Annotated in this window: 23 protein-coding genes; 7 read left to right on the forward strand and 16 right to left on the reverse strand. The window is 73.2% G+C overall.

Annotated elements, in window-relative coordinates; translation table 11 throughout:
* Position 1: 1 nt before the first annotated feature.
* Both ACZ58N_RS32360 and ACZ58N_RS32365 read right to left on the reverse strand, forming a co-directional pair.
* Entirely contained in the window at positions 2 to 784 is a 783-nt protein-coding gene (locus tag ACZ58N_RS32360; protein WP_471167188.1) for an acylneuraminate cytidylyltransferase family protein, read from the reverse strand.
* A gap of 106 nt (positions 785 to 890) precedes the next feature.
* The gene (locus ACZ58N_RS32365; RefSeq protein ID WP_471167191.1) at positions 891 to 2,165 is read right to left on the reverse strand and encodes a DUF6716 putative glycosyltransferase; all 1,275 of its coding nucleotides are present in this window, start codon (positions 2,163 to 2,165) and stop codon (positions 891 to 893) included.
* Between the two features lie 309 nt (positions 2,166 to 2,474).
* Here ACZ58N_RS32365 and ACZ58N_RS32370 point away from each other — a divergent pair, with 309 nt between their 5' ends.
* Both ACZ58N_RS32370 and ACZ58N_RS32375 read left to right on the forward strand, forming a co-directional pair.
* Positions 2,475 to 3,452, forward strand: coding sequence for a glycosyltransferase family 2 protein (locus tag ACZ58N_RS32370; RefSeq protein WP_471167194.1), 978 nt, complete (start codon positions 2,475 to 2,477; stop codon positions 3,450 to 3,452).
* The gene (locus ACZ58N_RS32375; RefSeq protein ID WP_471167196.1) at positions 3,449 to 5,188 is read left to right on the forward strand and encodes a polysialyltransferase family glycosyltransferase; all 1,740 of its coding nucleotides are present in this window, start codon (positions 3,449 to 3,451) and stop codon (positions 5,186 to 5,188) included. Before ACZ58N_RS32370 ends, ACZ58N_RS32375 begins: the two co-directional genes overlap by 4 nt.
* 70 nt (positions 5,189 to 5,258) lie before the next feature.
* Here ACZ58N_RS32375 and ACZ58N_RS32380 read toward each other — a convergent pair whose 3' ends face one another.
* From ACZ58N_RS32380 to ACZ58N_RS32405, 6 genes are all read right to left on the reverse strand, one after another.
* Positions 5,259 to 7,388 (reverse strand): 3-hydroxyacyl-CoA dehydrogenase NAD-binding domain-containing protein, encoded by a 2,130-nt coding sequence (locus ACZ58N_RS32380; protein WP_471167199.1) that lies wholly within the window; start codon positions 7,386 to 7,388, stop codon positions 5,259 to 5,261.
* A complete protein-coding gene (locus ACZ58N_RS32385; protein WP_281206056.1) occupies positions 7,385 to 8,611 on the reverse strand; it encodes a thiolase family protein in 1,227 nt (408 codons plus the stop codon). Before ACZ58N_RS32385 ends, ACZ58N_RS32380 begins: the two co-directional genes overlap by 4 nt.
* A gap of 137 nt (positions 8,612 to 8,748) precedes the next feature.
* On the reverse strand, positions 8,749 to 9,507 hold the full coding sequence (locus ACZ58N_RS32390) for a ferritin-like domain-containing protein (RefSeq protein ID WP_471167203.1): 759 nt from the start codon (positions 9,505 to 9,507) through the stop codon (positions 8,749 to 8,751).
* A 110-nt stretch (positions 9,508 to 9,617) separates the two neighbouring features.
* Complete coding sequence (locus tag ACZ58N_RS32395) at positions 9,618 to 10,898, reverse strand: HRDC domain-containing protein (RefSeq protein WP_471167205.1); 1,281 nt, start codon at positions 10,896 to 10,898, stop codon at positions 9,618 to 9,620.
* 92 nt (positions 10,899 to 10,990) lie between these two features.
* Positions 10,991 to 11,653, reverse strand: coding sequence for a helix-turn-helix transcriptional regulator (locus tag ACZ58N_RS32400; protein WP_007267191.1), 663 nt, complete (start codon positions 11,651 to 11,653; stop codon positions 10,991 to 10,993).
* Positions 11,654 to 11,929: 276 nt separating this feature from the next.
* Positions 11,930 to 12,586 (reverse strand): DUF3000 domain-containing protein, encoded by a 657-nt coding sequence (locus tag ACZ58N_RS32405; RefSeq protein ID WP_471167208.1) that lies wholly within the window; start codon positions 12,584 to 12,586, stop codon positions 11,930 to 11,932.
* 91 nt (positions 12,587 to 12,677) lie between these two features.
* Here ACZ58N_RS32405 and hemE point away from each other — a divergent pair, with 91 nt between their 5' ends.
* Complete coding sequence (gene hemE, locus ACZ58N_RS32410; protein WP_471167211.1) at positions 12,678 to 13,742, forward strand: uroporphyrinogen decarboxylase; 1,065 nt, start codon at positions 12,678 to 12,680, stop codon at positions 13,740 to 13,742.
* A gap of 93 nt (positions 13,743 to 13,835) precedes the next feature.
* Here the strand turns inward: hemE and ACZ58N_RS32415 are convergent, their stop codons facing one another.
* Both ACZ58N_RS32415 and ACZ58N_RS32420 read right to left on the reverse strand, forming a co-directional pair.
* A complete protein-coding gene (locus tag ACZ58N_RS32415; RefSeq protein ID WP_471167214.1) occupies positions 13,836 to 15,215 on the reverse strand; it encodes an FAD-dependent oxidoreductase in 1,380 nt (459 codons plus the stop codon).
* 57 nt (positions 15,216 to 15,272) lie between these two features.
* Positions 15,273 to 16,328 (reverse strand): DUF4349 domain-containing protein, encoded by a 1,056-nt coding sequence (locus tag ACZ58N_RS32420; protein WP_471167217.1) that lies wholly within the window; start codon positions 16,326 to 16,328, stop codon positions 15,273 to 15,275.
* Positions 16,329 to 16,468: 140 nt separating this feature from the next.
* On the opposite strand from ACZ58N_RS32420, the gene hemG reads away from it, so the two are divergent.
* Positions 16,469 to 17,917, forward strand: coding sequence for a protoporphyrinogen oxidase (gene hemG, locus ACZ58N_RS32425; protein WP_471167220.1), 1,449 nt, complete (start codon positions 16,469 to 16,471; stop codon positions 17,915 to 17,917).
* Positions 17,918 to 17,940: 23 nt separating this feature from the next.
* Positions 17,941 to 18,654, forward strand: coding sequence for a hydrogen peroxide-dependent heme synthase (gene hemQ, locus ACZ58N_RS32430; RefSeq protein ID WP_362883806.1), 714 nt, complete (start codon positions 17,941 to 17,943; stop codon positions 18,652 to 18,654).
* Positions 18,655 to 18,752: 98 nt separating this feature from the next.
* Here hemQ and ACZ58N_RS32435 read toward each other — a convergent pair whose 3' ends face one another.
* The 5 genes from ACZ58N_RS32435 to ACZ58N_RS32455 all read right to left on the reverse strand — a co-directional run bounded on the left by ACZ58N_RS32435 (position 18,753) and on the right by ACZ58N_RS32455 (position 24,794).
* A complete protein-coding gene (locus ACZ58N_RS32435; protein ID WP_471167224.1) occupies positions 18,753 to 20,510 on the reverse strand; it encodes an alpha/beta hydrolase in 1,758 nt (585 codons plus the stop codon).
* Between the two features lie 174 nt (positions 20,511 to 20,684).
* Positions 20,685 to 21,425, reverse strand: coding sequence for a TIGR04222 domain-containing membrane protein (locus tag ACZ58N_RS32440; RefSeq protein WP_471167227.1), 741 nt, complete (start codon positions 21,423 to 21,425; stop codon positions 20,685 to 20,687).
* Positions 21,426 to 21,508: 83 nt separating this feature from the next.
* The gene (locus ACZ58N_RS32445; RefSeq protein WP_471167230.1) at positions 21,509 to 22,543 is read right to left on the reverse strand and encodes a TIGR04222 domain-containing membrane protein; all 1,035 of its coding nucleotides are present in this window, start codon (positions 22,541 to 22,543) and stop codon (positions 21,509 to 21,511) included.
* Entirely contained in the window at positions 22,540 to 23,865 is a 1,326-nt protein-coding gene (locus ACZ58N_RS32450) for an MbnB/TglH/ChrH family RiPP precursor modification enzyme (protein WP_471167334.1), read from the reverse strand. The genes ACZ58N_RS32445 and ACZ58N_RS32450 overlap by 4 nt, the downstream gene beginning before the upstream one ends.
* A 131-nt stretch (positions 23,866 to 23,996) precedes the next feature.
* On the reverse strand, positions 23,997 to 24,794 hold the full coding sequence (locus tag ACZ58N_RS32455) for a peptidyl-tRNA hydrolase (RefSeq protein ID WP_471167232.1): 798 nt from the start codon (positions 24,792 to 24,794) through the stop codon (positions 23,997 to 23,999).
* 71 nt (positions 24,795 to 24,865) lie between these two features.
* On the opposite strand from ACZ58N_RS32455, the gene ACZ58N_RS32460 reads away from it, so the two are divergent.
* A complete protein-coding gene (locus ACZ58N_RS32460) occupies positions 24,866 to 25,540 on the forward strand; it encodes an AIM24 family protein (RefSeq protein ID WP_471167235.1) in 675 nt (224 codons plus the stop codon).
* Positions 25,541 to 25,584: 44 nt separating this feature from the next.
* Entirely contained in the window at positions 25,585 to 25,776 is a 192-nt protein-coding gene (locus ACZ58N_RS32465; RefSeq protein ID WP_471167238.1) for a hypothetical protein, read from the forward strand.
* Positions 25,777 to 25,797: 21 nt separating this feature from the next.
* Here the strand turns inward: ACZ58N_RS32465 and ACZ58N_RS32470 are convergent, their stop codons facing one another.
* Entirely contained in the window at positions 25,798 to 26,706 is a 909-nt protein-coding gene (locus ACZ58N_RS32470) for a polysaccharide deacetylase family protein (protein WP_471167241.1), read from the reverse strand.
* Positions 26,707 to 26,716 lie beyond the last annotated feature (10 nt).

Below are 26,716 nucleotides of genomic sequence, written 5' to 3' on the forward strand. Positions count from 1 at the left end.
TTCAGAGTTCCTTTCCGATGTGCTGCCCGGGTACCGGCGGGGCCGGTACCCGGGGTGCGCCGTGCGGCGCGTCGAGCAGGGGGGCGAGGGCCCGGGCGCGGGCGAGGTCGCCGGGTTCGTCGATCTCGATGGCCCGTTCCGGGGCGGTGGGGACGAGCTGGGTCCGGCCGAAGAAGCGGTGGCCGTGGCGGCGGAAGCCGTCGGCCCGCATGGCGTAGACGGCACCCGACTCCAGGTACTCGGGGGTGCGGTCCTGGCGGCGCGGGCGCACGGAGCTGTCGTGGTTGACGCCGTGCGCGCGGTGACCGGGGCCGGTGGGGGAGTCCGCCGGAGCCGGGCCGGCGGACCCGGTGCCCCACAGGAACCCGTGGAAGGGAACGGCGGTGAAGGCGGAGTCGGCGCCGTCGCGCAGGACGGCCAGGACGGTCTCGTCGACCTCCTCGGACGTCACGAACGGGCTGGTGCACTGGACGAAGACCAGGACGCCGACGGCCTCGGCGTGCCGTTCCTCCAGCCGGTCCAACGCGTGCAGCAGGGCGGACTCGCTGGACGCGAGGTCGGAGCCCAGTTCCGCGGGGCGCTCGACGATCTCGGCGCCGGCCTCCCGGGCCGCGGCGGCGATGGCCGCGTCGTCGGTGGACACCACCACCCGGGTGACGTGCGCGGCTCCGAGGCAGGCCAGCACGGCCCGGGCGACCAGGGGCACGCCGCCGACCTCGGCGACGTTCTTCCCGGGGATTCCCTTGGAGCCGCCCCGGGCGGGTATGACGGCGGTGACGTTCACGGGTTCTCCCCCTGGTGTGCGGCGATCGGGACGGGCACGGATGCGAGCGCGCGGACGGGTACGGGCACGGCCGTCGGCACGGCCGTGGCGGACGGGCGGGGCCCGCTCATACGCCGCCCCACTGCTGGATCTTCGGGGCCACCCGCTGGACCCCGAACCGGTAGGCGACCTTCATGACGCGCCGGGAGGTGCGCCGCATCGGCCCGGCGGTGCGCGTCAGGGTCCCCGCCCCCGGGGAGCCGTCCGGGGCGAGGCCCCTGCGGCGCAGCAGCGTGCCGACGTATTCGGGGGCGCTCTCGGCCGTGTAGTAGGGGGTGATGGGCGGCAGCGGAATGCCCCACAATTCGTCGATCCGGGTGCGGAGTTCCCCGTACGGATCGACGGCCCGGATTCCCTGGTCGGTCGTCCAGGATTCGTGGGCGAGGGGGGCGGCGCCCTCGTCTATGGCCGTCCAGTCGGTGACGCATCCGGAAGCGGCGAAATAGTGGTTGCCGTGCACCTCGCGCACGCCGAGATCGCTCAATATGGCGGTCGGCATGCCACGGTGCATGGATTCGAGGGCGGCGGTGGAACTGACGGTGACCAACAGGTCGGTGCGGTCCAGGGTTTCCGACATGTTGCCGTACACGAAATGCAGATTGGGGGGCAGCGGTTCTTCGAGTTGTTCGGCGAGGACCTGGTAGTGGTGCGCTTCCACGTGGGTGGTCGCCTCACCGGGTTTGCTGCGGAGTTTGACGAGTACGTCGCGTCCCGGGCGCAAGCGTGCGTGGGATATCGCCCGACGCAGCATGTAGAGGCGGCCATTGCGATCGGCGGGTACCGACGGCTGGACGGCGAAGCAGACCGTATAGGGGTGCCGGGCGTGCGTGCGGTTGGCGTCGTAGGGACGTTGGTCGAGAAAGGGGAGTGCTGTCTGGACGATGCACGACGCGGGAATTCCGAGGGGTTCGAATATGTCCGCGAAACGGCGCCTGTCGAAAGGGCTGTTGGCGAGGACGATGTCGGCACCCGCGCGCAGGAGCAGTCCGTCGGCCATTTTCTCGTAGACGACGCCGACATAACCGGTCATCAGGATCGGTCGCCGCCGGGCGGTGCGGAAGCGGCGGGCGAGCGCGTGCAGGGCCGCGTGCGTCGCGCCGCCGACGGTGCCCAGGATGATCAGATCCGCCTCGTCGAGTTCCGGAGCCGCCGCGAAGCCCGCCAGGGTGACCTCGGAGAGGGAGGCGGGCGAGATGCCGACTTCCGCGAGCTGTCGTGCCGTGGGCGTGCTGCGGCCGCGCAACATGTGTGCGTGGACCTCGCTGCCGGGTGCCAGCCCCACCGCCAGACCCGCTCCCCATTTCCAGCGGGTGTCGGAGTCTGCGAGCACGTGGATGCGCACTGGTGATTCCTGGTCGGTCGGTCGGGCCCAACTGCCGTCGGGATAGCCGCAGCTGGGCGCGGACACAGGGCGGATTGCCGAGCGGTCCGTTAGACCCTACATGCTGATCCCGGCCTTACACGTCACGAATAGGCCTCGACGGCCAGGGGAGTTGTACGTCACACCGAGGCGCCCGTACGGGGCTTCCGAGTGGTTCTGTCATGATGGCGACCTGTTACTCGAACGTAGACTGGAGGGTCGCGCCGACGGCCCGCGCGGGAACCCTTCCGGAGAAGTGTGTTGAAAATGGGGAGAAGGTGAGTGCCTCCGATGGTGACCCTTTCGGTAATCGTCGCGATGTGTGACGTCCGAGACTATTGCCGGACGGCGCTCAAGTCCTTGGTGCTGAATGCCCGGGAGGATTTCGAGTTCATCGTCGTGGACGACGGTTCCACCGACGGGACGTCGGAGATCCTGCGCGAGATGGTGCCGCGCATTCCCGGCGCGGTACTGATCACGAATCAGCGGAACCTGGGAATATCGGCCACCCGGAACATCGGCCTCGCGGCCGCCCGCGGACGGTTCTTCACCTTTCTCGACGGCGACGACTGGTACGCCCCCGGCTATCTCGCCCAACTGGTCGGCTGGATGAGCCAGTCGGGAGTCGACTTCCTGCGCACCGGCCACGTCCGCGTGTACGGCAGGAAGCGCAGGATAGTCATGGCGCCGCTCGCCCCCCGGGCCCTTCCGCTGAATCCCGTGGACTGGATAGGCCCCGTGGACGCCTCGACCTTCATGGACTACCCCCAGTCCTGGGCGGGCGTCTACGACCGCCGGCGCCTCCTCGACGTCGACGCGCTCTACTTCGACGAGAGCCTGAGGACCGCCGAGGACCGGCCCTGGTTCTACAAGCTGCACCTGCGGACCGGCTCATTCGGAGTCGTCGACCTGCACGGCGTCTTCTACCGCCGAGACGTGTCGACTTCCCTCACCAAGGCCCCGGACGAACGCCAGCTCGACTTCCTCCCGGCATTCCGCCTGATTTTCGAGGAGCTGGCACACCATCCGCGCGGATATGAACTGTCGTTCAAGGCGATGCGGACCCTGTGCGCTCTCATCGTCATTCACATGGACCGGGCCGAGTCGTACGAGGAGGCCACCCGCGAACTGCTCAGGGACCGCAGCGCCCTGATCCTGTGGGACCTGCCCCGGGACGTCGTCGAGGGAACGTTGGCGGGAATGGACTCCGGACGCGTGAACAAGCTCAGGGCGCTGATGGCCCGGCACCAGGGCGCCGCCGCCCGATGACCCGCATATTCGCCGCCTCCACCCTCTACGGCGCCATGACCGTGGCCGCCGCCATCGACGCCGGCCAGCTCGGCGACGACGACCGCGAACGCGTCCTGCTGGTGTGCAACAACGTCGAGATCCCCGAGGTCGCGACGCCCCTGCACCACATGCCGGGCGCCGCCGCCGTCCTCGCGCGCTTCCACCGCGTCGTCTACTGGAACGACCTGATCTACCCCTTCCACCCGGCGCTGTGGGCCCCGCGGGACGAGGACTCCCCGCTCTGGCGCACCGTCATGGCGGAGAAGATGGGCATCCGCCCCGGACCCCTGGAACTCGTCGTCGAGTCGATCCAGGTCAAACCCGCCCAGACGCTCTGCAAGATCTTCTCGGACGCCACGCTCGCCGTGTACGCCGACGGGGTCATGAGCTACGGGCCCACCCGCAACGACCTGCCCCGCAGCATCCACGGCCGGATCACCCAGGTCCTCTACCTGGACCTGGTCCCCACCCTGCTGCCGATGCTCCTCACCGAGTACGACATCCCCTCGCGGCCCGTGCACACCGCGGCCGTCCTCAAGCTGATGGCGGAGGTCACCGACGAGTGCCGGGCCGTCCTCGACCGGGTGATCCCGCCGGCACTGGCCCGCAACGGCCCCGACACCGCGGTCCTCCTCGGCCAGTACCTCTCCCCCCTCGGCATCCTCACCGAGGAGGAGGAAGAGGACCTGCACCTGCGGATGTTCCACAACGCGCTCCGGCTCGGCTTCACCTCGGTGGTCTTCAAGCCGCACCCCAGCGCCCCGTCCAGCCTCGCCGACGCCCTGGGCCTGGCCGCCCGGGAGGCCGGGGTCGCCTTCCTCGTCCTGGACGTGCCCGTCCTCGCCGAGACGGTCTTCGAGTACCTCGCCCCCCGCCAGGTGATCGGCTGCTTCTCCACCGGCCTGTTCACCGCCCGCGCGCTCTACGGCATCCCCGTCGCGCAGATCGGCGCCCTGGAGGTGATCCGCAGGATGCGCCCGTACGCCAACAGCAACCGCATCCCCGCGACGATCACCCACGCGCTGCTGCCCGACCTGGAGGTGCCGACCGGTCATCCGGCCGACCGGGTGCTGGACGTCGGACACATCCGGGCGGAGGTCACCCCGTACGTCCAGGCCGTCGGCTACTGCATGCAGCCCAAGCGGTACGCCTTCCTGCGGCCGGTCGCCGAGGAGTACGTCGCCGCGGCCGTCGACCAGTGGGAGGGCCGCCCCGAGCTGGGCATGCAGTTCAACGAACGCACCCGGACCCGACTGGACCTGCCCGGCCCCCGCACCTGGAAGTGGCGCAAGGGCAAGGGCTGGACCTTCCGCGGCAGCCGGGACCGCAACGAGCCGGACGACGTCCCCTTCACGGACATCACCCTCAGCGGCTTCGCCTCGCTCGTCGAGGCGAAGGACGACCGGGGCGTCCTGGAGGTCGGTGCCCGGCTGCTCGCCGAGCACGAGAACCTCGACCTCCTCCTCGGCATGGCCCAGGCCCACATCCGTCGCAAGGAGACCGAACAGGCCAAGCGGCGCCTGACGCGGGCCATGGAGATCTCGGCCGGTAGCGGGCGCGCGCTGGTGTGGCTGCGGATCTCGGAGACCGCCGCGAAGCTCGGCAAGCCCGGTGACGACCTGCGCCGCCAGGCCGCCGGGAAGGCACTGGGCCTCAACCCCGATTCGCCGGCGGCCCGGCGTCTGGTCAAGAACGGCCGGCCCGGCCGCAAGTAGCGCGGGCCGCACGCGCGAAGGGGCCCGTCCGCACCGAGGTGCGGACGGGCCCCTTCCTGTTGATCGGGTGTTACGCGGGAACGCTCGCCACGCCCGGGGCGAGGAACTTCTTGCCGTTCACCCGCTCCGAGACGCCTTCACGGTCCAGGTACGGCGTGATGCCGCCCAGGTGGAAGGGCCAGCCCGCACCGGTGATGAGGCAGAGGTCGATGTCCTGGGCCTCGGCCACGACACCCTCCTCCAGCATCAGACCGATCTCCTGCGCCACCGCGTCCAGGACGCGGTCGCGGACCTGCTCCTCGGTCAGGACGGAGTCGCCCTGCACCAGCAGCGCGGCGACCTCGGGGTCCAGTTCCGGCTTGCCGGAATCGTAGACGTAGAAGCCGCGCTTGCCGGCCTTGACCACGGCCGCCAGGTTCGGGGAGACGGTGAAGCGCTCCGGGAAGGAGCGGTTCAGGGTCTCGGAGACGTGCAGACCGATCGCCGGGCCGACGAGCTCCAGCAGCACCAGCGGGGACATCGGCAGGCCGAGCGGCTCGATGGCCTTCTCGGCGGTGACCACCGGGGTGCCCTCGTCGATGACGTTCTGGATCTCGCCCATGAAGCGGGTCAGGATGCGGTTCACGACGAACGCCGGGGCGTCCTTCGTCAGGACCGCGGTCTTCTTCAGCTTCCGGGCCACACCGAACGCCGTGGCCAGCGAGGCGTCATCGGTCTTCTCGCCGCGGACGATCTCCAGCAGCGGGAGGATCGCGACCGGGTTGAAGAAGTGGAAGCCGACCACGCGCTCCGGGTGCTGGAGCTTGGAGGCCATCTCGGAGACCGACAGCGAGGAGGTGTTGGTGGCGAGGATCGCGTGCGCCGGGGCGACCGCCTCGACCTCCGCGAACACCTTCTGCTTGACGGACATCTCCTCGAACACGGCCTCGATGATGAAGTCCGCGTCCGCGAAGCCCTCGGCCTTGTCCAGGACACCGCTGACCAGGGCGCTCAGGCGGTTCGCCTTGTCCTGGTTGATGCGGCCCTTGCCGAGCAGCTTCTCGATCTCGGCGCGGACGTAGCCCACGCCCTTGTCCACGCGCTCCTGGTCGATGTCGGTGAGCACCACCGGCACCTCCAGGCGGCGCAGGAACAGCAGCGCCAGCTGGGAGGCCATCAGGCCCGCGCCGACGACACCGACCTTGGTGACCGGACGGGCCAGGGACTTGTCCGGGGCGCCGGCCGGGCGCTTCGCGCGCTTCTGGACCAGGTTGAAGGCGTAGATGCCCGAGCGCAGCTCGCCGCCCATGATGAGGTCCGCCAGCGCGGTGTCCTCGGCGTCGAAGCCGGCCTGGAGGTCGCCGTCCTTGGCCGCGGCGATGATGTCCAGCGCGCGGTAGGCGGCCGGAGCGGCGCCGTGCACCTTGGAGTCCGCGATGGCGCGGCCCTTGGCGACGGCCGCGTCCCAGGCCTCGCCGCGGTCGATGTCCGCGCGGGCGACCTCGGTGGTGCCGTTCAGGACGTTCGCGGTCCACAGGAGCGACTGCTCCAGGAAGTCCGCACCCTCGAAGAGGGCGTCGGCGATGCCGAGGTCGAAGACCTGCTTGCCCTTGAGCTGGCGGTTCTGGTTCAGCGAGTTCTCGATGATGACCGAGACCGCGCGCTCGGCGCCGATCAGGTTCGGCAGCAGGGCGCAGCCGCCCCAGCCCGGAACCAGGCCGAGGAAGACCTCGGGCAGCGAGAACGCCGGGATGGCCTTCGAGACGGTGCGGTAGGTGCAGTGCAGACCGACCTCGACACCGCCGCCCATCGCCGCGCCGTTGTAGTAGGCGAACGTCGGGACCGCGAGGGCCGCCAGACGCTTGAAGACGTCGTGGCCGCCCTTGCCGATGGCCAGCGCCTCGTCGTGCTTCTTCAGCAGTTCGACGCCCTTGAGGTCGGCGCCGACCGCGAAGATGAACGGCTTGCCGGTGATGCCCGCGCCGACGATGGTGCCGGCGGCGGCCTCCTGCTCGACCTGGTCGATCGCCGCGTTCAGGTTGGCGAGGGACTGCGGGCCGAAGGTGGTCGGCTTGGTGTGGTCGAAGCCGTTGTCCAGCGTGATGAGCGCGAAGCGCCCGGCGCCGAACGGCAGGTCCAGGTGACGGACGTGCGCGGACGTGACGACCTCGTCCGGGAACAGCTCGGCCGCGCCCTTCAGGAGCTCAGCGGTGGTGCTCACTTGGAGTCTCCCTCGGCGTTGAAGTTCGGGTTCTCCCAGATGACCGTGGCGCCCATGCCGAAGCCGACGCACATGGTGGTCAGGCCGTAGCGGACGTGCGGCTGCTCCTCGAACTGGCGGGCCAGCTGGTTCATCAGGCGGACGCCGGAGGAGGCCAGCGGGTGGCCGAACGCGATGGCGCCGCCGTACTGGTTCACGCGGGCGTCGTCGTCGGCGATGCCGTAGTGCTCCAGGAAGGCCAGCACCTGCACGGCGAAGGCCTCGTTGACCTCGAACAGGCCGATGTCGTCGATCGTCAGGCCGGCCTGGGCCAGGGCCTTCTCGGTCGCCGGGATCGGGCCGTAGCCCATGACCTCCGGCTCGACACCCGCGAAGGAGTACGAGACCAGGCGCATCTTGACCGGGAGGTTGTTCTCCCGGGCGAAGTCCTCGGAGGCGATGATCGCGGCGGTGGCGCCGTCGTTGAGACCGGCGGCGTTGCCCGCGGTCACGTTGCCGTGCACCCGGAACGGGGTCTTCAGACCGGCCAGGTTCTCCAGCGTGGTGCCCGGGCGCATCGGCTCGTCGGTGGTGACCAGGCCCCAGCCCGTCTCACCGGCCGCCTCGTTGGTGTTGCGCACCGAGATCGGGACCAGGTCCTGCTGGATCTTGCCGTCGGCGTACGCCTTGGCGGCCTTCTCCTGCGAGCGCACGGCGTACTCGTCGGCGCGGAGCTTGGTGATCGTCGGGTACCGGTCGTGCAGGTTCTCGGCGGTCATGCCCATGAACAGGGCGGACTCGTCGACCAGCTTCTCGGAGACGAAGCGCGGGTTCGGGTCCACGCCCTCGCCCATGGGGTGACGGCCCATGTGCTCGACACCGCCGGCGAGGGCGACGTCGTAGGCACCGAAGGCGACACCGCCCGCGACGGCGGTCACGGCGGTCAGCGCGCCGGCGCACATGCGGTCGATGGAGTAGCCCGGTACGGACTGCGGGAGGCCCGCGAGGATGCCGGCCGTGCGGCCCAGCGTGAGGCCCTGGTCACCGATCTGCGTGGTCGCGGCGATGGCGACCTCGTCGATCTTCTTGGGGTCCAGGTCCGGGTTGCGGCGCAGCAGCTCCCGGATCGCCTTCACGACGAGGTCGTCGGCGCGGGTCTCGTGGTAGATGCCCTTCGGGCCCGCCTTGCCGAACGGGGTGCGGACGCCGTCGACGAAGACGACGTCCCTGACGGTACGAGGCACGTTGGCTCTCCTCCAGGTGCGGGTGTGCACTGCTGCGCGGGGGCGGCCCGGGACGTGGTCCTGAGCGCCCGCTCACCCGGCCCATGCTACTTGTGGGTAACCAATGTGCACACCCCCTCCCCGAGGAGCGGCGAAGGTCACACCGGCAGATGTCCCGCCACCGGCTCCGCGACGGGCCCGTCGACCATGGCCGCGGCCATGACGGTCGAGGAGCGCAGCACGTCCGTGACGAACGCGCCGCGCCCCACGCCCAGCGCGCGCAGCGCCGGGCCGTGGTCGACGGCCACCACGACGGCCGCACCGGCGAGCAGCACCCGCCAGCCCGCGATCACCGCCCGTCGCGCCGGCCGGGGGAGCGGGGCCAGGCCCGCGTTGAGGCGGCGGCAGTGGAAGGGGACGTGCCGCTCCTCGTCCGCCAGCAGTCGGCGGGCGACCTCCGAGGCGAGCGGGTCGGGGCTGCCGTCGCGCAGGGCCCGGTAGTAGCGCAGCGACACCACCTCGGCGACCATCAGGACGAGGAGCTCAAGCTTCAGCCCCATCAGCCGACGCAACCGCACGAACGCGGCGTCGCTCCAGTGGCCGTCCAGGGTCCCCGCCCCGCCGGCCGTCAGCAGCAGGGCCAGCATCCGCGCGTGGTTCTGCTCCTCGGCGATGAACAGCCGCACCGCCGCCGCGTACGAGTCGTCACCGGCGCGGTCCGCCTTGCCGCTCAGTGCTGAGCCGTCACCGTCCTCGCCGACCTGGAACTTCTGGACGCTGCGGACGATCGCGGCGGGCAGCGCCGCGCCGCGCCCCCAGTCCGGGTCCCCCAGCGCCGCGCGGCGGTCCCGCTCGGCCTCGAACTCCTCGACCCATGCCGCGTACGTGGTCCCGCTCGTGCTCCGAGTTTTGATCATGTTCAAGAAGTTAGCGATTGTTGAGCGTGTTCAAAAGGTGCGGAGTGTCATGGCCCCGTAACAAAAAGCCCCCGGCCGTCGGCCGGGGGCTTTCGTGGAGGGCTCGGGGCTCAGTCGGTCGCCGCGAGGGCGGTGACGAGGGCCGCCGTGACCTGGTCGATCTGCCAGGGGCGGGCGCCGTGGGCCGCGAGGGCCTCGGTCACCGTTCCGGTATCCAGCCGCTGCGGCGGCTCCCAGCACAGCCGACGCACGGTGTCCGGGGTGATCAGGTTCTCCTGGGGCAGGTTCAGCCCCTCGGCGAGCGCGGACACGGCCGCACGGGCGGCCGACAGCCGGGCCGCGGCGGCCGGGTCCTTGTCCGCCCAGGAGCGCGGCGGCGGCGGGCCCGCCTGGCTGGCTCCGGGCTGCGGCAACTCGTTCTCGGGCAGGGCCTTCGCCCGGTCCACGGCGGCCATCCACTGGTCGAGCTGACGCCGACCCATCCGCTGTCCGTACCCGGGCAGGGCCGACAACGCGTGCACGTTCGCCGGAAGGGCCAGGGCGGCCTCGACGATCGCCGCGTCACCGAGGACCTTGCCGGGCGACACGTCCCGACGCTGGGCGATCCTGTCGCGGGACTCCCACAGCTCCCGGACCACGGCCATCTGCCGGCGGCGGCGCACCTTGTGCATGCCGGAGGTGCGGCGCCAGGGGTCCTTGCGGGGCGGCGCGGGCGGGGCGGAGGCGATGGCGTCGAACTCCTGGTGGGCCCACTCCAGCTTGCCCTGCCGGTCCAGCTCCTTCTCCAGCGCGTCCCGCAGGTCCACCAACAGCTCCACGTCCAGGGCGGCGTAGCGCAGCCAGGGCTCGGGGAGCGGGCGGGTGGACCAGTCGACGGCGGAGTGGCCCTTCTCCAGCACGTAGCCGAGAACGCTCTCGACCATGGCCCCGAGCCCGACCCGGGGGAAGCCCGCCAGCCGGCCCGCGAGCTCGGTGTCGAACAGGGAGGTGGGCGTCATGCCTATTTCGCGCAGGCAGGGAAGGTCCTGGGTGGCCGCGTGCAGGATCCACTCGGTGCCGGAAAGGGCCTCGCCCAGGGAGGAGAGGTCGGGGCAGCCGACCGGGTCGATCAGCGCGGAGCCGGCCCCCTCGCGGCGCAGTTGCACCAGGTAGGCGCGCTGGCCGTAGCGGTATCCGGAGGCGCGTTCGGCGTCGACCGCCACGGGCCCGGTCCCGGCCGCGAAGGCCGCGACCACCCGGGCGAGCGAGTCGGCGTCGGCCACCACCGGCGGGATGCCCTCGCGGGGCTCCAACAAGGGGATCGGCGGCCCATCGGACGAAACCGTGTCGTCCGGGGGGCCGCCCCCGGTGGTGGTGCGCAGGTCTGCTGCGGTCTCTTGGGCGTCGGTCACCGGTCAAGGGTATCCGTGGATGTGACGCGCCCGTCGCCGGAACGTTCCGTCGACGGGCGCGAGGGGGAGTGGGGGCGGACGATCTCCGGGTCCTAGTGGATGATCCCGGTCCGCAGGGCGACGGCGACCATCCCGGCCCGGTCGCCGGTGCCCAGCTTGCGGGCGATCCGGGCGAGGTGGGACTTGACGGTCAGGGCGGACAGGCCCATCGAGACGCCGATGGCCTTGTTGGACTGGCCCTCCGCGACGAGGCGCAGGACCTCGACCTCGCGGCCGGAGAGCTCGCGGTAGCCGCCCGGGTGGCTCGGGGCACCCGGGGGGCGGCGGTGCATACGGGCGGCGGCGGCACCGATGGGGGCGGCGCCGGGCCTGGTGGGGAGCCCGATGTTGGTGCGCGTACCGGTGACGACGTAGCCCTTCACGCCGCCCGCGAGGGCGTTGCGCACGGCGCCGATGTCGTCGGCGGCGGACAGGGCGAGGCCGTTCGGCCAACCGGCGGCCCGGGTCTCGGAGAGCAGGGTGAGACCGGAACCGTCGGGCAGGTGTACGTCGGCCACGCAGATGTCGCGCGGGCTGCCGACGCGGGGGCGGGCCTCCGCGATGGACGACGCCTCGATCACGTCACGAACTCCGAGCGCCCACAGATGACGGGTCACGGTGGAACGGACGCGCGGGTCGGCCACGACGACCATGGCCGTCGGCTTGTTCGGGCGGTAGGCGACCAGGCTTGCGGGCTGCTCGAGAAGAACGGACACCTAGGCCTCCTGGGGGAGTGGCGGGACGGGCCGGCTGGGGGAAGGAAGCCGGTGCGAACCGTGCGGATGGTCACTGACTCCTTCGGCACGTCACCCGCCCGGCTTTAGGGAATGATCACGATTTAGTGAGTAACAATTCGGGCAATTCGGACGCACGATCGATCAGGGGATGATCAGAAGCCCGCAACGGATGCGCTGTTCCGACACTCCGTGACGGTCCCGACCGGTCGTGCGCGGTGCGTGCCCGCGGCCGGACGGCCCCGCGGGGCCCCTCGACTACGGGTGGTGCGGACCGCGGCGCTGTGGCAGGGACACCACGCCCGTGACGGTGTCCGTCGGCCCCACCGGGGGCAGGCCCGCGATCTGGCACAGCAACTCGCACCAGGCGGCCAGGTGCGCCGAGGTCTCCGGCACCCCTCCCACCCCCTCCCGCGGCGTCCAGGAGGCCCTGATCTCGATCTGGGTCGCCGGTCGCCGCTCCGAGAGCCCACCGAAGTAGTGGGAGCTCGCCATGGTCACGGTGCCGCTGGGCTCCCCGTACGTCAGTCCGCGCGCGTCCAGCGCCCCGGTCAGCCAGGACCAGCACACCTCCGGGAGGAGCGGGTCCGCGGCCATCTCCGGCTCCAGTTCCGCCCGTACGAGCGTCACCAGCCGGAAGGTCCCGTGCCAGGCGTCGTGCCCGGACGGATCGTGGAGCAGGATCAGCCGGCCGTCGGCCAGGTCGTCCTCGCCGTCGACGACCGCCGCCTCCAGGGCGTAGGCGTACGGCGCCAGTCTCTGCGGCGGCTTCGTCGGGTCGATCTCGATCCCCGGGCGCAGCCGCGCCTTCCTCAAGCCGTCGACCGCCCGCCGGAACGGCAGCGGGACCGAGCTCTCCTTCGCGCTGTCCACACCGTCAGCGCCATCTGAAAATCGTCCCTGAGCCGCAGCCATGCCGGGAAGACTAGGCGGAACGAGCGCCCCTGCGGCGCAGGGACACCCGCACCGGGCCGGGCACTTCTTCATACGTGCGAAGATTTGGGTCGTGAGTGCCAACGAACGCCCGACGGGCCAGCCGAGTCAGACGTACGATTCCGCCTTCCTGAAGGCGTGCCGGCGCGAGCCGGTTCCGCACACCCCCGTGTGGTTCATGCGGCAGGCGGGGCGCTCGCTTCCGGAGTACCGCAAGGTGCGCGAGGGCACGGCCATGCTGGAGTCCTGCATGCGCCCCGACCTGGTCACCGAGATCACGATGCAGCCCGTGCGGCGCCACGGCGTCGACGCGGCGATCTTCTTCTCCGACATCGTCGTCCCGCTGAAGGCCATCGGCGTCGACCTGGACATCAAGCCGGGCGTCGGCCCGGTCGTCGCCCAGCCGATCCGCCGCCGCGAGGACCTCGCACAGCTGCGCGACCTCACCCCGGAGGACGTCTCGTACGTCACCGAGGCGATCGGCATGCTCACGGGTGAACTGGGCTCCACGCCGTTGATCGGTTTCGCCGGCGCCCCGTTCACCCTCGCGAGCTACCTCGTCGAGGGCGGACCGTCGAAGAACCACGAGCACACCAAGGCCCTGATGTACGGGGACCCGCAGCTGTGGGCGGAGCTGCTGGACCGGCTCGCGGAGATCACCTCGGCCTTCCTCAAGGTGCAGATCGAGGCCGGCGCCTCGGCGGTCCAGCTCTTCGACTCCTGGGTCGGCGCGCTCGCCCCCGCGGACTACCGCCGCTCGGTGATGCCGGCGTCGGCGAAGGTCCTGGAGTCCGTGGCCTCGTACGGCGTCCCGCGCATCCACTTCGGCGTGGGCACCGGCGAGCTGCTCGGCCTGATGGGCGAGGCAGGCGCCGACGTCATGGGCGTCGACTACCGGGTCGCCCTCGACGAGGCCGTCCGTCGCGTCGGCCCCGGCAAGGCGCTCCAGGGCAACCTGGACCCGGCCGTGCTGTTCTCCACCACGGAGGCCGTCGAGGCCAAGACCGACGAGGTCCTCGCCGCCGCCGCCGGCCTGGAGGGCCACATCTTCAACCTCGGCCACGGCGTGCTGCCGACCACGAACCCGGACGCGCTGACCCGCCTCGTGGAGCACGTCCACACCCGCACGGCCCGCTGATCCCCCGCCGCCCCGACCGGAGCGGCAACGACGCGCCGCAGGACCCCGTCCTGCGGCGCGTCGGCGTGTCACGGGGTTCGACGGCCGCGGCCCCTACACGGCGGCCCGGACCGCCGAGACCGCCTTGCGGGCCGCCACCAGGACGGGGTCCCACACCGGGGAGAACGGCGGGGCGTAGCCCAGGTCCAGCGCGACGACCTGCTCCACCGTCATGCCCGCGGTGAGGGCGACGGCCGCGACGTCGACCCGCTTCGCGGCGCCCGCGCCGCCCACGATCTGCACGCCCAACAGACGGCCCGTGCGCCGCTCGGCCAGCATCTTGACCGTCATCTCCACCGCGCCCGGGTAGTAGCCCGCCGTGTTGGTGGAGGCGATGGTGGCCGTCACGAACCGCAGGCCCGCCTCCAGCGCGTCCCGCTCGCGCAGCCCCGTGCGGGCGATCTCCAGGTCGCACACCTTGCTCACGGCCGTCCCCACCACCCCGGGGAAGGTGGCGTAACCGCCGCCCACGCCGGCGCCGATGACCTGGCCGTGCTTGTTGGCGTGCGTGCCCAGCGGGAGGTGCCGGGTGCGGCCCGCCACCAGGTCCAGGACCTCCACGCAGTCACCGCCCGCCCAGACGTCCTCGTGGCCGCGCACCCGCATCGAGAGGTCCGTCAGGATGCCGCCCGAGGTGCCCAGCGGCAGGCCCGCGGCGCGGGCCAGGGCCGTGCGCGGCTCCACGCCCATGCCGAGGACCACCACGTCCGCCGGGTACTCCTGACCGGTCGCCGTGGTCACGGCGCGGGCCCGGCCCTCCTCGTCGGTGAGGACGGCCGTCACCTCGGCGCGGGACACCGTACGGATGCCCATCCGGTTCATCGCGCTGTGCACCAGGCCGCCCATGTCGGGGTCGAGGGTGGCCATGGGCTGCTCGCCGCGGTGCAGGACGGTGACCTCGAAGCCCCGCCCGACCAGGGCCTCGGCCATCTCCACGCCGATGTACCCCGCGCCGACCACGACCGCCCGGCGGCCCCGGGCCCGTTCCAGGGACGTCATCAGGCGCTGCCCGTCGTCCAGGGACTGGACCCCGTGCACCCCGTGGGCGCCGATGCCGGGCAGTCGGGGGCGCAGCGGGCGGGCCCCCGTCGCCAGGACCAGCTTGTCGTACGCGGTCCACGACTCGGCCCCGGAGTCCAGGTCGCGGGACCGGACCCGGCGCCCGGGCAGGTCCAGCTCGACGACCTCCGTGCGGGTGCGCAGGTCGATGTCCCGCTCCCGGTGCTCCTGCGGGGTCCGGGCGATCAGGTCGTCCCGCTCGGCCACGAGACCGCCGATCCAGTACGGGATGCCGCACGCCGAGTACGAGGTGAAGTGCCCGCGCTCGAAGGCGGTGATCGCCAGCTCCGCCGGGCCCTTCATCCGCCGGGCCTGTGACGCCGCGGACATCCCCGCCGCGTCACCGCCGACCACCACCAGTCGTTCCGCCGTCATCGTCCGCCCCGTTCCGTGCCGTCGTCCACGGGGCCACGGTACGGGCGCCCCGCGCGCTCAGCCCTCCCGGTCCGCCCCGGATCCGTCGGAGTCCCGGGCCGGAGCAGGGTCGGAGCCCGTGCCCGGCGCCGGTGCGACGGGCGCCTCCGCGGCGCCCTCCTGGCGCGGGACCCACGTCGGGCCGGCAGCCGGCTTAGACTTCCGCTTCGCCGGCCGCAGCCGGCGGTGGGCCTTGAACGCGAGGGCGATCAGGGCCGCGGCCACCACGAACGGAAGGACGGCCGCGAGGGCGAGGAGGAGGTAGCGCACCACCGTGCTGAACACCGCCCACCCGGCGGCCAGCGCGTCGCCGAAGCCGGTCTCCTCGTCCTTCTCCTCCGTCGCCGCCGGCGAGGGCTCCGACACGGCCAGCGTGATGGTGGCCAGCGAGGTCCGGTCCTTCAGCGCGGTCTGCTGCGCCAGCAGCGACTCCAGGTCGGACTGGCGCCGGCTCAGTTCGCCCTCCAGCATGACCACGTCGCCCAGCGCCGTGGCCCGTTCCATCATCTCCCGCACCCGGGCCACGCTCGCCTGCTGGGACTTGACCCGGCTGTCGATGTCGGCGACCTTCTCGGTCACGTCCTGCGCCTCGACCTTGCGGTTCAGGAGCTTCCCGCCGCCCTCCAGGGCGCCGATCACCGCGTCGAAGCGTTCGCCGGGCACCCGCAGCGTCAGCGTCGAGGTCATCCGCCCCTCCCTGCCGCGCTGGGTGGACTCGTTGCCGACGTAGCCGCCCGCGCCCTCCGCCGCCGTACGCGCCGCCGCGAGGGCCTTCTGCGGTTCGGCCGTCTCGATGCCGATCGTCCCGGTGCGGATGACGTGCGGGCGGATCACGGCGGGCGCCTGCGGGGCGCCCGGCGTGGCCGCGCCGCTCGGGGCCTTGGCGTCGGCCGCAGCCGGCGGCGCGACCGCCTCCGCCCCGGCCCTGCCCGCCTCGGCGCCCTTCGGCGCCGCCGCGCCCCGGTCCGCCGAGGAGCCGGAGCCGTCCGCCCCGCAACCGGTGAGCGCGAGGGCCCCGGCCAGGGACAGGGCCGCGACTGCCGCGGCCGTACGGTGTCTGTGGAGCGTGCGCATCGTGAGTACCCCCGGGGAATCCGCCGAATGTCGCCCGTTCGACGTACGGCGCCCCGCCCCCGGTTTCGCACGCAGGGTTCCGGACCGGTCGCGATGAGGTCACGGTCCGGCCTCACCGGGTGGTCTGAGACGATGTGTCCATGGATGAAGCGGACACGCGTACGGGCCACCCGGCGTCCCCGGGCCACGCCGTCGTCATCGGTGGCGGCATCGCCGGCCTCGCCGCGGCCCACCGGCTGCTGACCGACGGCCTCCGCGTCACCCTCCTGGAAGCCGGACCCCGTCTGGGCGGCAAGCTGCACGCGGGCGAACTCGCCGGCCTCCCGGTGGACCTGGGCGCCGAATCCGTGCTCGCCCGCCGCCCCGAGGCCGTGGACCTGGCCCGCGCCGTCGGCCTCGGCGACGCCCTCCAGCCGCCCGCGACCGCCACCGCCCACCTGTGGACCCGCGGCGCCCTGCGCCCCATGCCGCGCGGCCACGTCATGGGCGTCCCCGCGGAACCGGGGCCGCTCGCCGCCTCCGGCGTGCTCTCCGGCGAGGGCCTGGCCCGGATCGAGGCCGAACGCGACCTGCCGCCCGTCGAGATCGGCGAGGACGTCGCCGTCGGCGAGTACGTCGCCGCCCGCCTCGGCCACGAGGTCGTCGACCGGCTCGTCGAACCCCTCCTCGGCGGGGTGTACGCGGGCAACGCCTACCGCATCTCGATGCGCGCCGCCGTGCCCCAGCTCTTCGACGCCGCCCGCTCCCACCCGATGCTCGGCGAGGCCGTACGGGACCTCCAGGCCCGCGCCGCCCGGCAGCCGCAGGCCGGCGGACCCGTGTTCGCGGGCATCGACGGCGGCATCGGCCGGCTGCCCCTGGCCGTCGCCGAGGCCTGCCGGGCCGCGGGCGCCGAGCTGCGCACCTCGGCCCCCGTCCACGAGGTGCTGCGGACCGCCGGCGGATGGCGCGTCGTCACCGGCTCCGACGTCATCGACGCCGACGCCGTGGTGCTGGCCACCCCGGCGGGACCTGCCGCGGACCTGCTCGCCGCGCTCGCCCCCGCGGCCTGCGCCGAACTGCGCGAGGCCGAGTACGCCTCCATGGCGCTGGTCACCATGGCCTTCCGCCGCGCCGACCTGCCGCCGTCGATCGCCGACGGCGGCGCGAGCGGGTTCCTCGTACCGCCCGTCGACGGGCGCACGATCAAGGCCTCCACCTTCTCCAGCAACAAGTGGGCCTGGAGCGGCGCCGATCCGGACCTCTTCCTGCTGCGGACCTCCGTCGGCCGGCACGGCGACGAACACGACCTGAAGCGGGAGGACGCGGAACTCGTCGACGTCTCGCTCGCCGACCTCGGCGAAGCCGTCGGCCTCACCGCCCGCCCCGTGGCCTCCACGGTCACCCGCTGGGACCGGGGCCTGCCCCAGTACCCGGTCGGCCACCTCGCCCGGGTGGCCAGGATCCGCGCCGCCGTCGCGGCCCTGCCCGGCCTCGCCGTGTGCGGCGCCCTCTACGACGGCGTCGGCATCCCGGCCTGCGTCGCGAGCGCGGGGAAGGCCGCCGATGTGGTGATCGCCTCGTTGGCCACCCCTGGCGCAGACCACTGATCAGCACACGGGACAATGGACGCATGACTGCACCGGAGAAGATTCCCAACGCGGGGAAGAAGGCGAAGGACCTCAACGAGGTCATTCGCTACACCCTGTGGTCCGTCTTCAAGCTGAAGGACGTCCTGCCCGAGGACCGTACCGGCTTCGCCGACGAGGTCCAGGAGCTGTTCGACCAGCTGGCCGCCAAGGACATCACCGTCCGCGGCGCCTACGACGTCTCCGGTCTGCGCGCCGACGCCGACGTCATGATCTGGTGGCACGCCGAGACCGCGGACGAGCTGCAGACCGCCTACAACCTGTTCCGCCGCACCAAGCTGGGCCGCGCCCTGGAGCCGGTCTGGTCGAACATGGCGCTGCACCGCCCCGCCGAGTTCAACAAGTCGCACATCCCGGCCTTCCTGGCCGACGAGGTCGCCCGCGAGTACGTCAGCGTGTACCCCTTCGTGCGCAGCTACGACTGGTACCTGCTGCCCGACGAGGACCGTCGCCGCATGCTCAAGGACCACGGCATGATGGCCCGCGGCTACCCGGACGTCCGTGCCAACACCGTCGCCTCCTTCTCGCTGGGCGACTACGAGTGGATGCTGGCCTTCGAGGCCGACGAGCTGTACCGCATCGTCGACCTCATGCGTCACCTGCGTGCCTCCGAGGCCCGCATGCACGTCCGCGAAGAGGTGCCCTTCTACACCGGGCGCCGCAAGTCCGTCGCCGATCTGGTGGCCGGACTCGCCTGATACCTCCCCTGGGGGGAAGGACCGGAGGGTATGACCTCCTCCGGGGATCGGGAGGCCCTGCCCCCGAATCGACGCAGCCGGAGACCCCGCCCGGAAGTTCAGACGACTGGCGGCAGCAGCGCCCTGGGAGCGCCCGCTGCCCGGTCGTCCAGCGACACCGGTGCGGGCTCCGGATGCGGCGCGCACGTGGTGCGCCACCCCGGAGTGGCGCCCGTCAGCAGGTACCGCTCCACCCGCCGGTCCACGCACGCGTTGCGTCCGCCGGCCACCCCGTGGTTGCCCGCCCCCTCCTCGGTGACCAGCGCCGCCCGCGGGCCGAGCCGCCGTTGCAGTTCCAGCGCGCCCCGATGGGGCGTCGCCCCGTCCCGTTCCGCCGCCACGATCAGCGTCCGGGGCAGCCCCGCGGGCCCCGCCCCGACGGCCACCGGACGCTGCCGCTCCGCCACCGGCCAGAACGCGCAGGGCAGGTTCAGGAACGCGTTCACCCAGGTCTCGAAGGGCGCCCGGCGCGCCAACTCGGTGTTGTCCCGGTCCCAGGTCTCCCATTCGGTGGGCCAGGGCGCGTCGTTGCAGAGCACCGCCGTGTAGACCGCCGTCGCGTTCGCGGCCCGCGCCGCGTCCCGGGTGCGCGGCCCCGCCTGCTCGACCAGTGGCCCGGGATCACCCCGCAGGAAGGCCGCCAGGGCCGCCGCCCGCTCCGGCCAGACGTCGTCGTAGTAGGCGGTCTGGAGGAACGCCGCGTGCAGTTCGCCCGTCCCGACGACCCCGCCCGCCGGCTCCCGGGACACCGCCGCCCGGACCCGCTCGTAACTCGCCCGCACGGCAACCGCGGTGGCACCGAGCCCGTACGTGGCGTGGTGGCGGGCCGCCCAGGTCCGGAAGTCGGACCAACGCCGCTCGAAGCCCGGGGCCTGGTCGAGGTTGTTGCGGTACCAGACGCGGCGCGGGTCCGGGTCCACGGCCGAGTCGAAGACCATGCGCCGCACGTGCCCCGGGTAGCGGGTCGCGTACACCGCCCCCAGGTAGGTGCCGTACGAGGCCCCCATGAAGGTCAGCCGGTCCTCGCCGAGCGCGGCCCGGAGCACGTGCAGGTCCCGGACGTTGTTCAGGGTCGTGTACTGCGCCAGGGCCGCTCCGGCCCGCCGCGCACATCCCAGGGCGTACGTCCGGGCCGCCGCGACCCGCTCCCGCTTGTACGCGGCGGACGGCTCGGCGGGAACCCGGGTCGGGCCGGCCGGAGCCGGGGCGGCCGGGTCGTGACAGGACAGCGGGGCGGACCGGCCGACCCCGCGCGGGGCGTAGCCGACCAGGTCGTAGGCGGCGGCGATGCCGCGCCAGGCCGGGAGCCCGGCGAACAGCGGGAAGTACATCCCGGAGGCGCCCGGGCCGCCCGGGTTGTGGACGAGCGCGCCCTGGCGCGCGGCGCCCCCTCGCCCGGTGGCCGGGACCCGGCTGACGGTGAGGGAGATCTGCGGGCCGTCGGGGCGGGCGTAGTCGAGCGGGACGCGCAGGGCGGCGCACCGCACCGGGTCGGGCAGCTCCTCGACCACGGGGCAGCGCCCGAAGACCAGCCCTTTCCCGGCTCCGCCGCGGGCCGCGTGGGCGGCGCGCAGGGCGACGCGCACGGCCCCGGCGTCCTCGGCGGCGGTCCGGGCGCCGGGGGCGGGGGATCCGGTTGTCCCGGCGGAGCCCGAAGGGGCCCCGGACTCCCCGGTGGCGCGGTCCGCCGGACCGGGCCGCGCGGTGGGGGCGGCGAGTGCCGGGGAGGGCAGGCACAGGGCGAGGGAGAGCGCCGCCAGGGCGGCGGCGCGGCGGGTGGGCGTCGTGCGGTCGCGGGCGGGCGTCGGCATCCGCATGGCGGCTCCTTCGTCTCATCGGCTGGTCCGATGAGATGCCAGGTCCGTCGCCCTGTACAGGCGCACCGCCGGGCGCCCCGGGCCCGGCCGCCGTTACCGCCCGATCGGCCCCGGCCGGCGCGTCCCCGTCGAAGTCCCGTCGTGGCGGCGGGGGTCCGCCGACCCGACGGGCCGTCAGGTGAGCGCGGCCCGCAGCCCCGGGTCGGTCACGGCCCGCACCCCGTGCACGGCGACCGCCGTGAGGGGGTCCGGGACGCCGTCCTCGCGTTGCAGCTCCAGCAGCAGCCGACGGCCCGAGGGGGACGCCCAGGGGGAGTGCCGGTGCCCTTCGAAGCGGGCGACGGCCTGACAGCTCAGGGTGAGCAGCAGCGGCAGCGAGAACCACCACAGCACGGTCACCGTGGTGCCCCTGCCGGCGGGGGCCGCGGCCAGCGAGGCCGCCGCCATGGCGAGGACCAGCCAGGTGGCCCGGCGAACCCCCCGCAGGCCCTCCGCGAGGTCGTCCCGCACCGCGTCGGGGACGGTGAGCCCCGCCGACCCCAGCCGGTCCGCGAGGACCCGTACTGCCTCGTGACCCGCCGCCGCGGTCCGCAGTTCCCGAACGGTGGCCTGCCCCTGCGGCCCGAACGCCTCCAGCATGGCCCGCTCGTGCGGGTCCCGGCCGACGGGATCGACGACGGTGGCCCAGCCGGTGTGGGCGAGGAGCAGCCGCCGCCCGCGCTCCATGGACAGCAGCGTCACCACGGCGACCCGGTCCGGGCCGCCGGCCAGGTACGCGGCCTCGTACAGGCTCAGCCGGTGTTCGATGACGAAGCTCTCGACGGAACCGGCGGCCTCGGTCGTGGCCCGCAGGAGCCGGACGCAGGCCAGCAGCACGCCGGCCCACGCCAGCAGGAGGAACAGGACCCAGAACATGCCTGATTCCTACCCGTTGTCGGAGCCGATGGTCAGGGGCGCCGCGCACATGTGAGCACCCCGTGACCTGTGATGACGGACGTTCAGGAGCTGCTGCTCCCACAACTGGAACTGCTGCTCCCACAGCTGGAGCTGCTGCTGCTCCCGCAGCTGGAGCCGGACGACGAGCAACCGGACCCCCCGCCCCCACCGCTGCCGCAGCCCGACGAGGAGCCGCACCCCGGTCCCGAACCGCATCCGGAACCGCCGCCGCCCCCGCCGTCGGACGACGCGCACCAGACGACCGGGACCGCGAACTCGTCGGACGACCCGGACGAACCCGAGGAGTGCGGCCGGTGCCCGCCCGTCCGCGTTTGGGCGGCGGCGAGCCGTGCCTCGCGGGCCGCGGGCACCAGGTGCGAGCTCAGGTACGGATCCTGCAGACCACGCAGCCCGAACAGGGCGGTCTGCACGTGCGGGGCCGGGTTGCCCACGTGCTGCGCCCGGATCTCCCCGAGCGCCGCCCGCCCGGCCGGGGTGATCCGCCGGCGGGCGCGCTTCGCGCAGACGACGCCCATCACCAGGCCGGTGATGAGGGCGGGCAGCACGGCGAGGGCGAACGGTATCCGGGGCCCCGCGTCCAGGGCGAGCGTCACGATGGTGATCGGGAGCGACGCGAACGCCAGCACCGCGCAGAGCAGGGCCTGGAGCTTGCCCCAGCGCCGCCGGCCACCGCCCGTGCCGGGTTCGGCGACGAGGCCGCGGGCGGCCAGGGCGTCACCGATCTCCTGTACGGCCGGGTCCAGCATGGCGGCGTAGCGGATCCGGTACAGCCAGCCGGAGGGGGCCTGTCGCAGGGCCAGCAGCACGGCCCGCTCGGCGGGGTCGTCGGCGCGGGCCCCGGACCGTACGTGGACGATCCCCGGACCGCCGATCACCAGCCGGCCGTCGCCGAGGAGGGAGACGAGCGCGGCGTCGACGACGGCTCCGGGACCGCCCGCCATGAAGGCGGCCTCGGACAGGTCGTGCAGCCGCGGAGCGGGCCCGGCCACCGCGGGTCGGGCCCGCCGCTGGGCGATCAGGAGGAGGACCGTGGAGGTGGCGACAGCGATCCACACGAGGGCGATGAGGGCGTTCACGCGGCTCTCCCCACCAGGGCGCGGGCCCAGCGGACGATCCGGCGGGGCGGCCGGGCCCCGGCGCGGTCCCGCCACCAGGTGGTGAGCCGGCGGCGGGCGGCCGGGTCGGCCGGCAGGTCCTGGATGAGCAGGTGCTCGGCGAAGTCGAGGGCGTCACGACGGTAGCCGGCCGTCATGGGGCGCCGGCGGGCGTACGCGAGGAAGGCCGTGCGGTAGGCGGCGGGGCCGCCGAGCAGCTCGGGCAGTTCGGGCGCGACCTTGGCCACGACGGAGGCCCGCTTGGCGGCCAGCGCCCGCGCCTGGACGCGGATCCGCTGCCGGTCGAAGCCCTCGGGCACCGGGGTGCCGGCGACCAGCGCCGACAGCAGGGCCGCCTGCTCCAGCCCCAGCCGGGTGCGGGCCGCCCCGGTGTCGGGGGCATCGCCGTCGGGCGCGGTGGCGTCCTCGTCGGGCCGGCCGGCCCCGGTGTCCGCGGCCGGGCCCCCGTCGGGCGCCGCCGCAGGCCGGGCGGCGGGGGCCTCGCCCACCACGGCCCGGATCCGTTCCAGTTCCCCGGCGAGCTCGGCCTCCGGCGGGAAGTCGTCGTCCCGTTCCAGCAGCACCCCCGGCGGGTCCACCCGCTCGCGCAGCTGCGCGAGGACGTCGAGCACCACCGGCGGCACCGGGTGCGCGTGGGTGTCGTGCCACACGCCGTCGCGCTCCACGCCACCGGCGACGTGCACGTAGGCCAGCGCCTCCAGCGGAATCCCGTCGAGGACGGCCGCCGGGTCCTCGCCCCGGTTGACCCGGTTGGTGTGCAGGTTGGCCACGTCGATGAGGAGCCGTACCCCGGTCCGCTCGACCAGCTCCGTCAGGAACTGCCCCTCCGTCAGCTCCTCCCCGGGCCAGGAGAGCAGCGCGGCGATGTTCTCCAGCGCCAGCGGCACCGGCAGCGCGTCCTGCGCGATCCGTATGTTCTCGCACAGCACGGCCAGCGCGTCGCGGGTGCGGGGCACGGGCAGCAGGTGGCCGGCCTCCAGCGCGGGCGAGGTGGTCCGTACGAAGGCGATGTGCTCGGTGACCAGCGGCGCCCCCAGCGCCACCGCCCGCTCCGCGAGCGCGGCGAGCTTCCCGGCGTCGGGCCGGTCGGCTCCGCCGAGGCCCAGCGACACACCGTGCGGTACGACGTGGACGCCGCGCTCGCGCAACCTCAGCAAGCCGGGGTGCAGGTGGCCGGGGCAGGCGTTCTCCGCCACCACCTCGACCCAGTCCAGGCCGGGCAGCCGTTCGACCGCGTCCGCGATCTCCGGCCGCCAGCCGATCCCCACCCCCAGGCGCGTCATGGGCTTCATGTCGCCGCCCCCCTCTTCTCTTCGGTCCGTCGGACCGTGTGCCGGTGTGATGACCCTGTCGGAGCCCGGCCAATCCGCGTGGGGGGACGTTCAGAGCATGATTTGAGGTTCCCGCCGGAGCCTCAGAGCCGTGCCCGCAGGGCCGGATGGTCCGCGACGACCGTGCAGGACCCCGGGGCGATCTCCGTGAAACCGGCGTCCCGGACCACCGGCAACCCGCTCCCGCCGAGCCCGGCCCACCGCTCGCGCGGGGCAGTGCGCACCGCCAGCCGGAAAGCGGAGTCCCGCCACGCGGTCCGCTCTGCCGCGGTGAGTTCCCACCAGGCCAATTGAGCCGCGTGCCCGACCTGCGCCATCGCCTTGCCGGCCGACATGTCGAGGTCCGGGTTCAGCCACAGCACCGGGAGGTCGGCGGCGGCCGGCGGAACGGGACCGGGGTCGTCCAGATCCGTGCCCGAGACCTGGAGCTTCGCCAGTTCCTTGGGCCAGCCGTCCAACGGCACCGGCGGGAAGACCCGGACCAGGGAGGCCTCGCCGCTCACGGTGATGCCCGGCAGGGTCTCCGCCTTGCGCCACTCCGCGCCGCGCGCCCGCCGGACCACCTTGCGGATCCGGGCGTCCTGCCAGTCGCGGACGGCCTCGGCCCACTCGCCCTCGCCGTGCGCCCTCTCGTCGGCCAGCAGGACCAGCACCGCGCGGGCCGCGGTCTCCAGCGCGTCCGTCCGGGCGGGCGGCTCGGTCTTCTCGATCCGGACGACCAGCGGCAGGACGAACTGGGGTGCCTCGTCGCGCAGTACGTGCTCCAGGCGGAAGGGGCTGCCCGCCCCGACCGCGGGTACGTCGGCGGGGACGCCCGCGGATACCGGTGCGTCACCGTCCGCGGGTACGTCTGTGGTCTCGTTCGTGTGCCGGCTGCTCATCCCGCCAAGGATGCCGGCCTCCGACCTGAGGAGGATGCTCCGGGTACCCCGCCCGCGCGAGGATCGCATCCATGAAGAGCGACCTTTTCGCGTCCGAGAACCTGGCCCAGCCGGCTGCCGCGCCCGGCATGACCCTGCAGAACGCCAAGTCCGTCAAGTACACCGTCAACGGGGAGGTGCTCGCCCGGCAGGGCGCGATGATCGCCTTCCGGGGGAACCTGCAGTTCGAGCGGAAGGGCCAGGGCATAGGCGGCATGCTCAAGCGCGCCGTCACCGGCGAGGGGCTCGCGCTGATGTCCGTACGCGGCCAGGGCGAGGCCTGGTTCGCGCACCAGGGCGGCAACTGCTTCATCGTCGACTTCGAACCCGGTGACGCGCTGACCGTCAACGGCCGCAACGTCCTGTGCTTCGACCCGACGCTCTCCTACGAGATCAAGATGGTCAAGGGCGCCGGCATGACCGGCGGCGGCCTCTTCAACAGCCTCTTCACCGGCACCGGCAAGCTCGCCGTCGTGTGTGACGGCAGCCCGATCATCATTCCCGTCACCCCGCAGGAACCGGTCTTCGTCGACACCGACGCGGTCGTCGGCTGGAGCGCCCGACTGGAGACCGGCCTGCACCGCTCCCAGTCCGTCGGCTCCATGATCCGAGGCGGCTCGGGGGAGGCCGTCCAGCTGAAGCTGAGCGGCGAGGGCTTCGTCATCGTCCGCCCCAGCGAGGTCACCGAGGCGGCCGCGCAGCACTGAACGGGCCCCGGCCCGCCGCGGCCGGGGTGGGTACGCTCGTGGGCATGGACCGATCGCAGGAGAACGCCGCGTACTGCCCCGCCCCGGCCGCGCCCGCGGGGCGGATGCCCGGGCCGCCGTACGCCGACTGCCTGGAGTGCGGCAGGCCCACCGAGTACGGGGTCGCGACCCCGGGCATCGTGCTGTGCCCGGTCTGCGAGTGGCAGGAGGCGCAGCGCACCGCCTGCTCCGGCTGACCGGGCGGCGCGCCGCCCGAACTACTTCCCGATCAGGTCGGACACCTTCACGAAGCGGTAACCGCGCGCGCGGAGCTCCGGGACGATCTTCCGGATGGCCTCCTCGGTGACCGGGGCCGCGCTGCGCGTGCAGTGCATGACGACCACCGAGCCGGGCTTCACCCCGGCGAGCACCTGCTCGGCCACCGCGTCGGGGTCCTGCGCGAAGGCGTCCCCGCTCACCACGTCCCACTGCACGGCGGTGACCTTGGCCTCGCGGAGGGAGCGCAGCGCCCCGTCGTCGTAGCAGCCGCCGGGGAAGCGGAAGTACGGCACGGTGTTGACCGCGCCGGCCGTCCGGAACGCGGCGAAGGCCCGGTCCACGTCGGCCCGCGCCTCCGCGCCGTCGAGGGTGGGGAGTCCGTAGCAGGGCGCCTTGAAGGCGTGGTGGCTGTACGAGTGGTTCGCGATCTCGAAGTTCGGATCGGTGCCGATGGACTTGGCCTGGTCCGGGTACTCCTCGGCCCAGCGGCCGGTCATGAAGACCGTCGAGGGGACCTGGAGCCGGCGCAGGGTGGAGATCAGCTCGGGGTTGTCGAAACGTTCCCCCGAGGCGGCGCGCGGTCCCTGGTCGGCGGTCATGTCGGCGTCGAACGTCAGGGCGACGGTCTTGTCGGTGCGCTGCCGCGCCCGCTCGAAGACCGGGGTCAGTCCGTTCGGGCCGGGGGCCATGGTCGGGGCCCTGCCGGGCGGGCCGGCCTGCGGGGACGCCCCGGACGGGGCGGGGGAGACGGACTGCGGGGTGCCCGGGGCCGAGGCCGCGGGGCTCCCCATGCGGGCCTGGCCGTCGCCCCGGGACGGAGCGGCGCCGCCCGCGCATCCCGTGAGGGCGGCACCCAGGGCAGCACCGATGACGGCCACGACGGCCGCTTTGCGCACAGAAGTGGTCACGTAGGCAAAA

The organism is Streptomyces sp. NPDC040432, from assembly GCF_055595445.1.

Bases quoted from the DNA above. Each gene is read 5' to 3' on its own strand.
- ACZ58N_RS32435 (WP_471167224.1), bottom strand. From the start codon at position 20,510: ATGCGGATGCCGACGCCCGCCCGCGACCGCACGACGCCCACCCGCCGC.
- ACZ58N_RS32440 (WP_471167227.1), bottom strand. From the start codon at position 21,425: ATGTTCTGGGTCCTGTTCCTCCTGCTGGCGTGGGCCGGCGTGCTGCTG.
- ACZ58N_RS32455 (WP_471167232.1), bottom strand. From the start codon at position 24,794: ATGAGCAGCCGGCACACGAACGAGACCACAGACGTACCCGCGGACGGT.
- ACZ58N_RS32390 (WP_471167203.1), bottom strand. From the start codon at position 9,507: ATGATCAAAACTCGGAGCACGAGCGGGACCACGTACGCGGCATGGGTC.
- hemG (WP_471167220.1), top strand. From the start codon at position 16,469: ATGGATGAAGCGGACACGCGTACGGGCCACCCGGCGTCCCCGGGCCAC.
- ACZ58N_RS32415 (WP_471167214.1), bottom strand. From the start codon at position 15,215: ATGACGGCGGAACGACTGGTGGTGGTCGGCGGTGACGCGGCGGGGATG.
- ACZ58N_RS32375 (WP_471167196.1), top strand. From the start codon at position 3,449: ATGACCCGCATATTCGCCGCCTCCACCCTCTACGGCGCCATGACCGTG.
- ACZ58N_RS32405 (WP_471167208.1), bottom strand. From the start codon at position 12,586: ATGGCTGCGGCTCAGGGACGATTTTCAGATGGCGCTGACGGTGTGGAC.
- ACZ58N_RS32460 (WP_471167235.1), top strand. From the start codon at position 24,866: ATGAAGAGCGACCTTTTCGCGTCCGAGAACCTGGCCCAGCCGGCTGCC.
- ACZ58N_RS32465 (WP_471167238.1), top strand. From the start codon at position 25,585: ATGGACCGATCGCAGGAGAACGCCGCGTACTGCCCCGCCCCGGCCGCG.
- ACZ58N_RS32450 (WP_471167334.1), bottom strand. From the start codon at position 23,865: ATGACGCGCCTGGGGGTGGGGATCGGCTGGCGGCCGGAGATCGCGGAC.
- hemQ (WP_362883806.1), top strand. From the start codon at position 17,941: ATGACTGCACCGGAGAAGATTCCCAACGCGGGGAAGAAGGCGAAGGAC.
- ACZ58N_RS32420 (WP_471167217.1), bottom strand. From the start codon at position 16,328: ATGCGCACGCTCCACAGACACCGTACGGCCGCGGCAGTCGCGGCCCTG.
- ACZ58N_RS32370 (WP_471167194.1), top strand. From the start codon at position 2,475: ATGGTGACCCTTTCGGTAATCGTCGCGATGTGTGACGTCCGAGACTAT.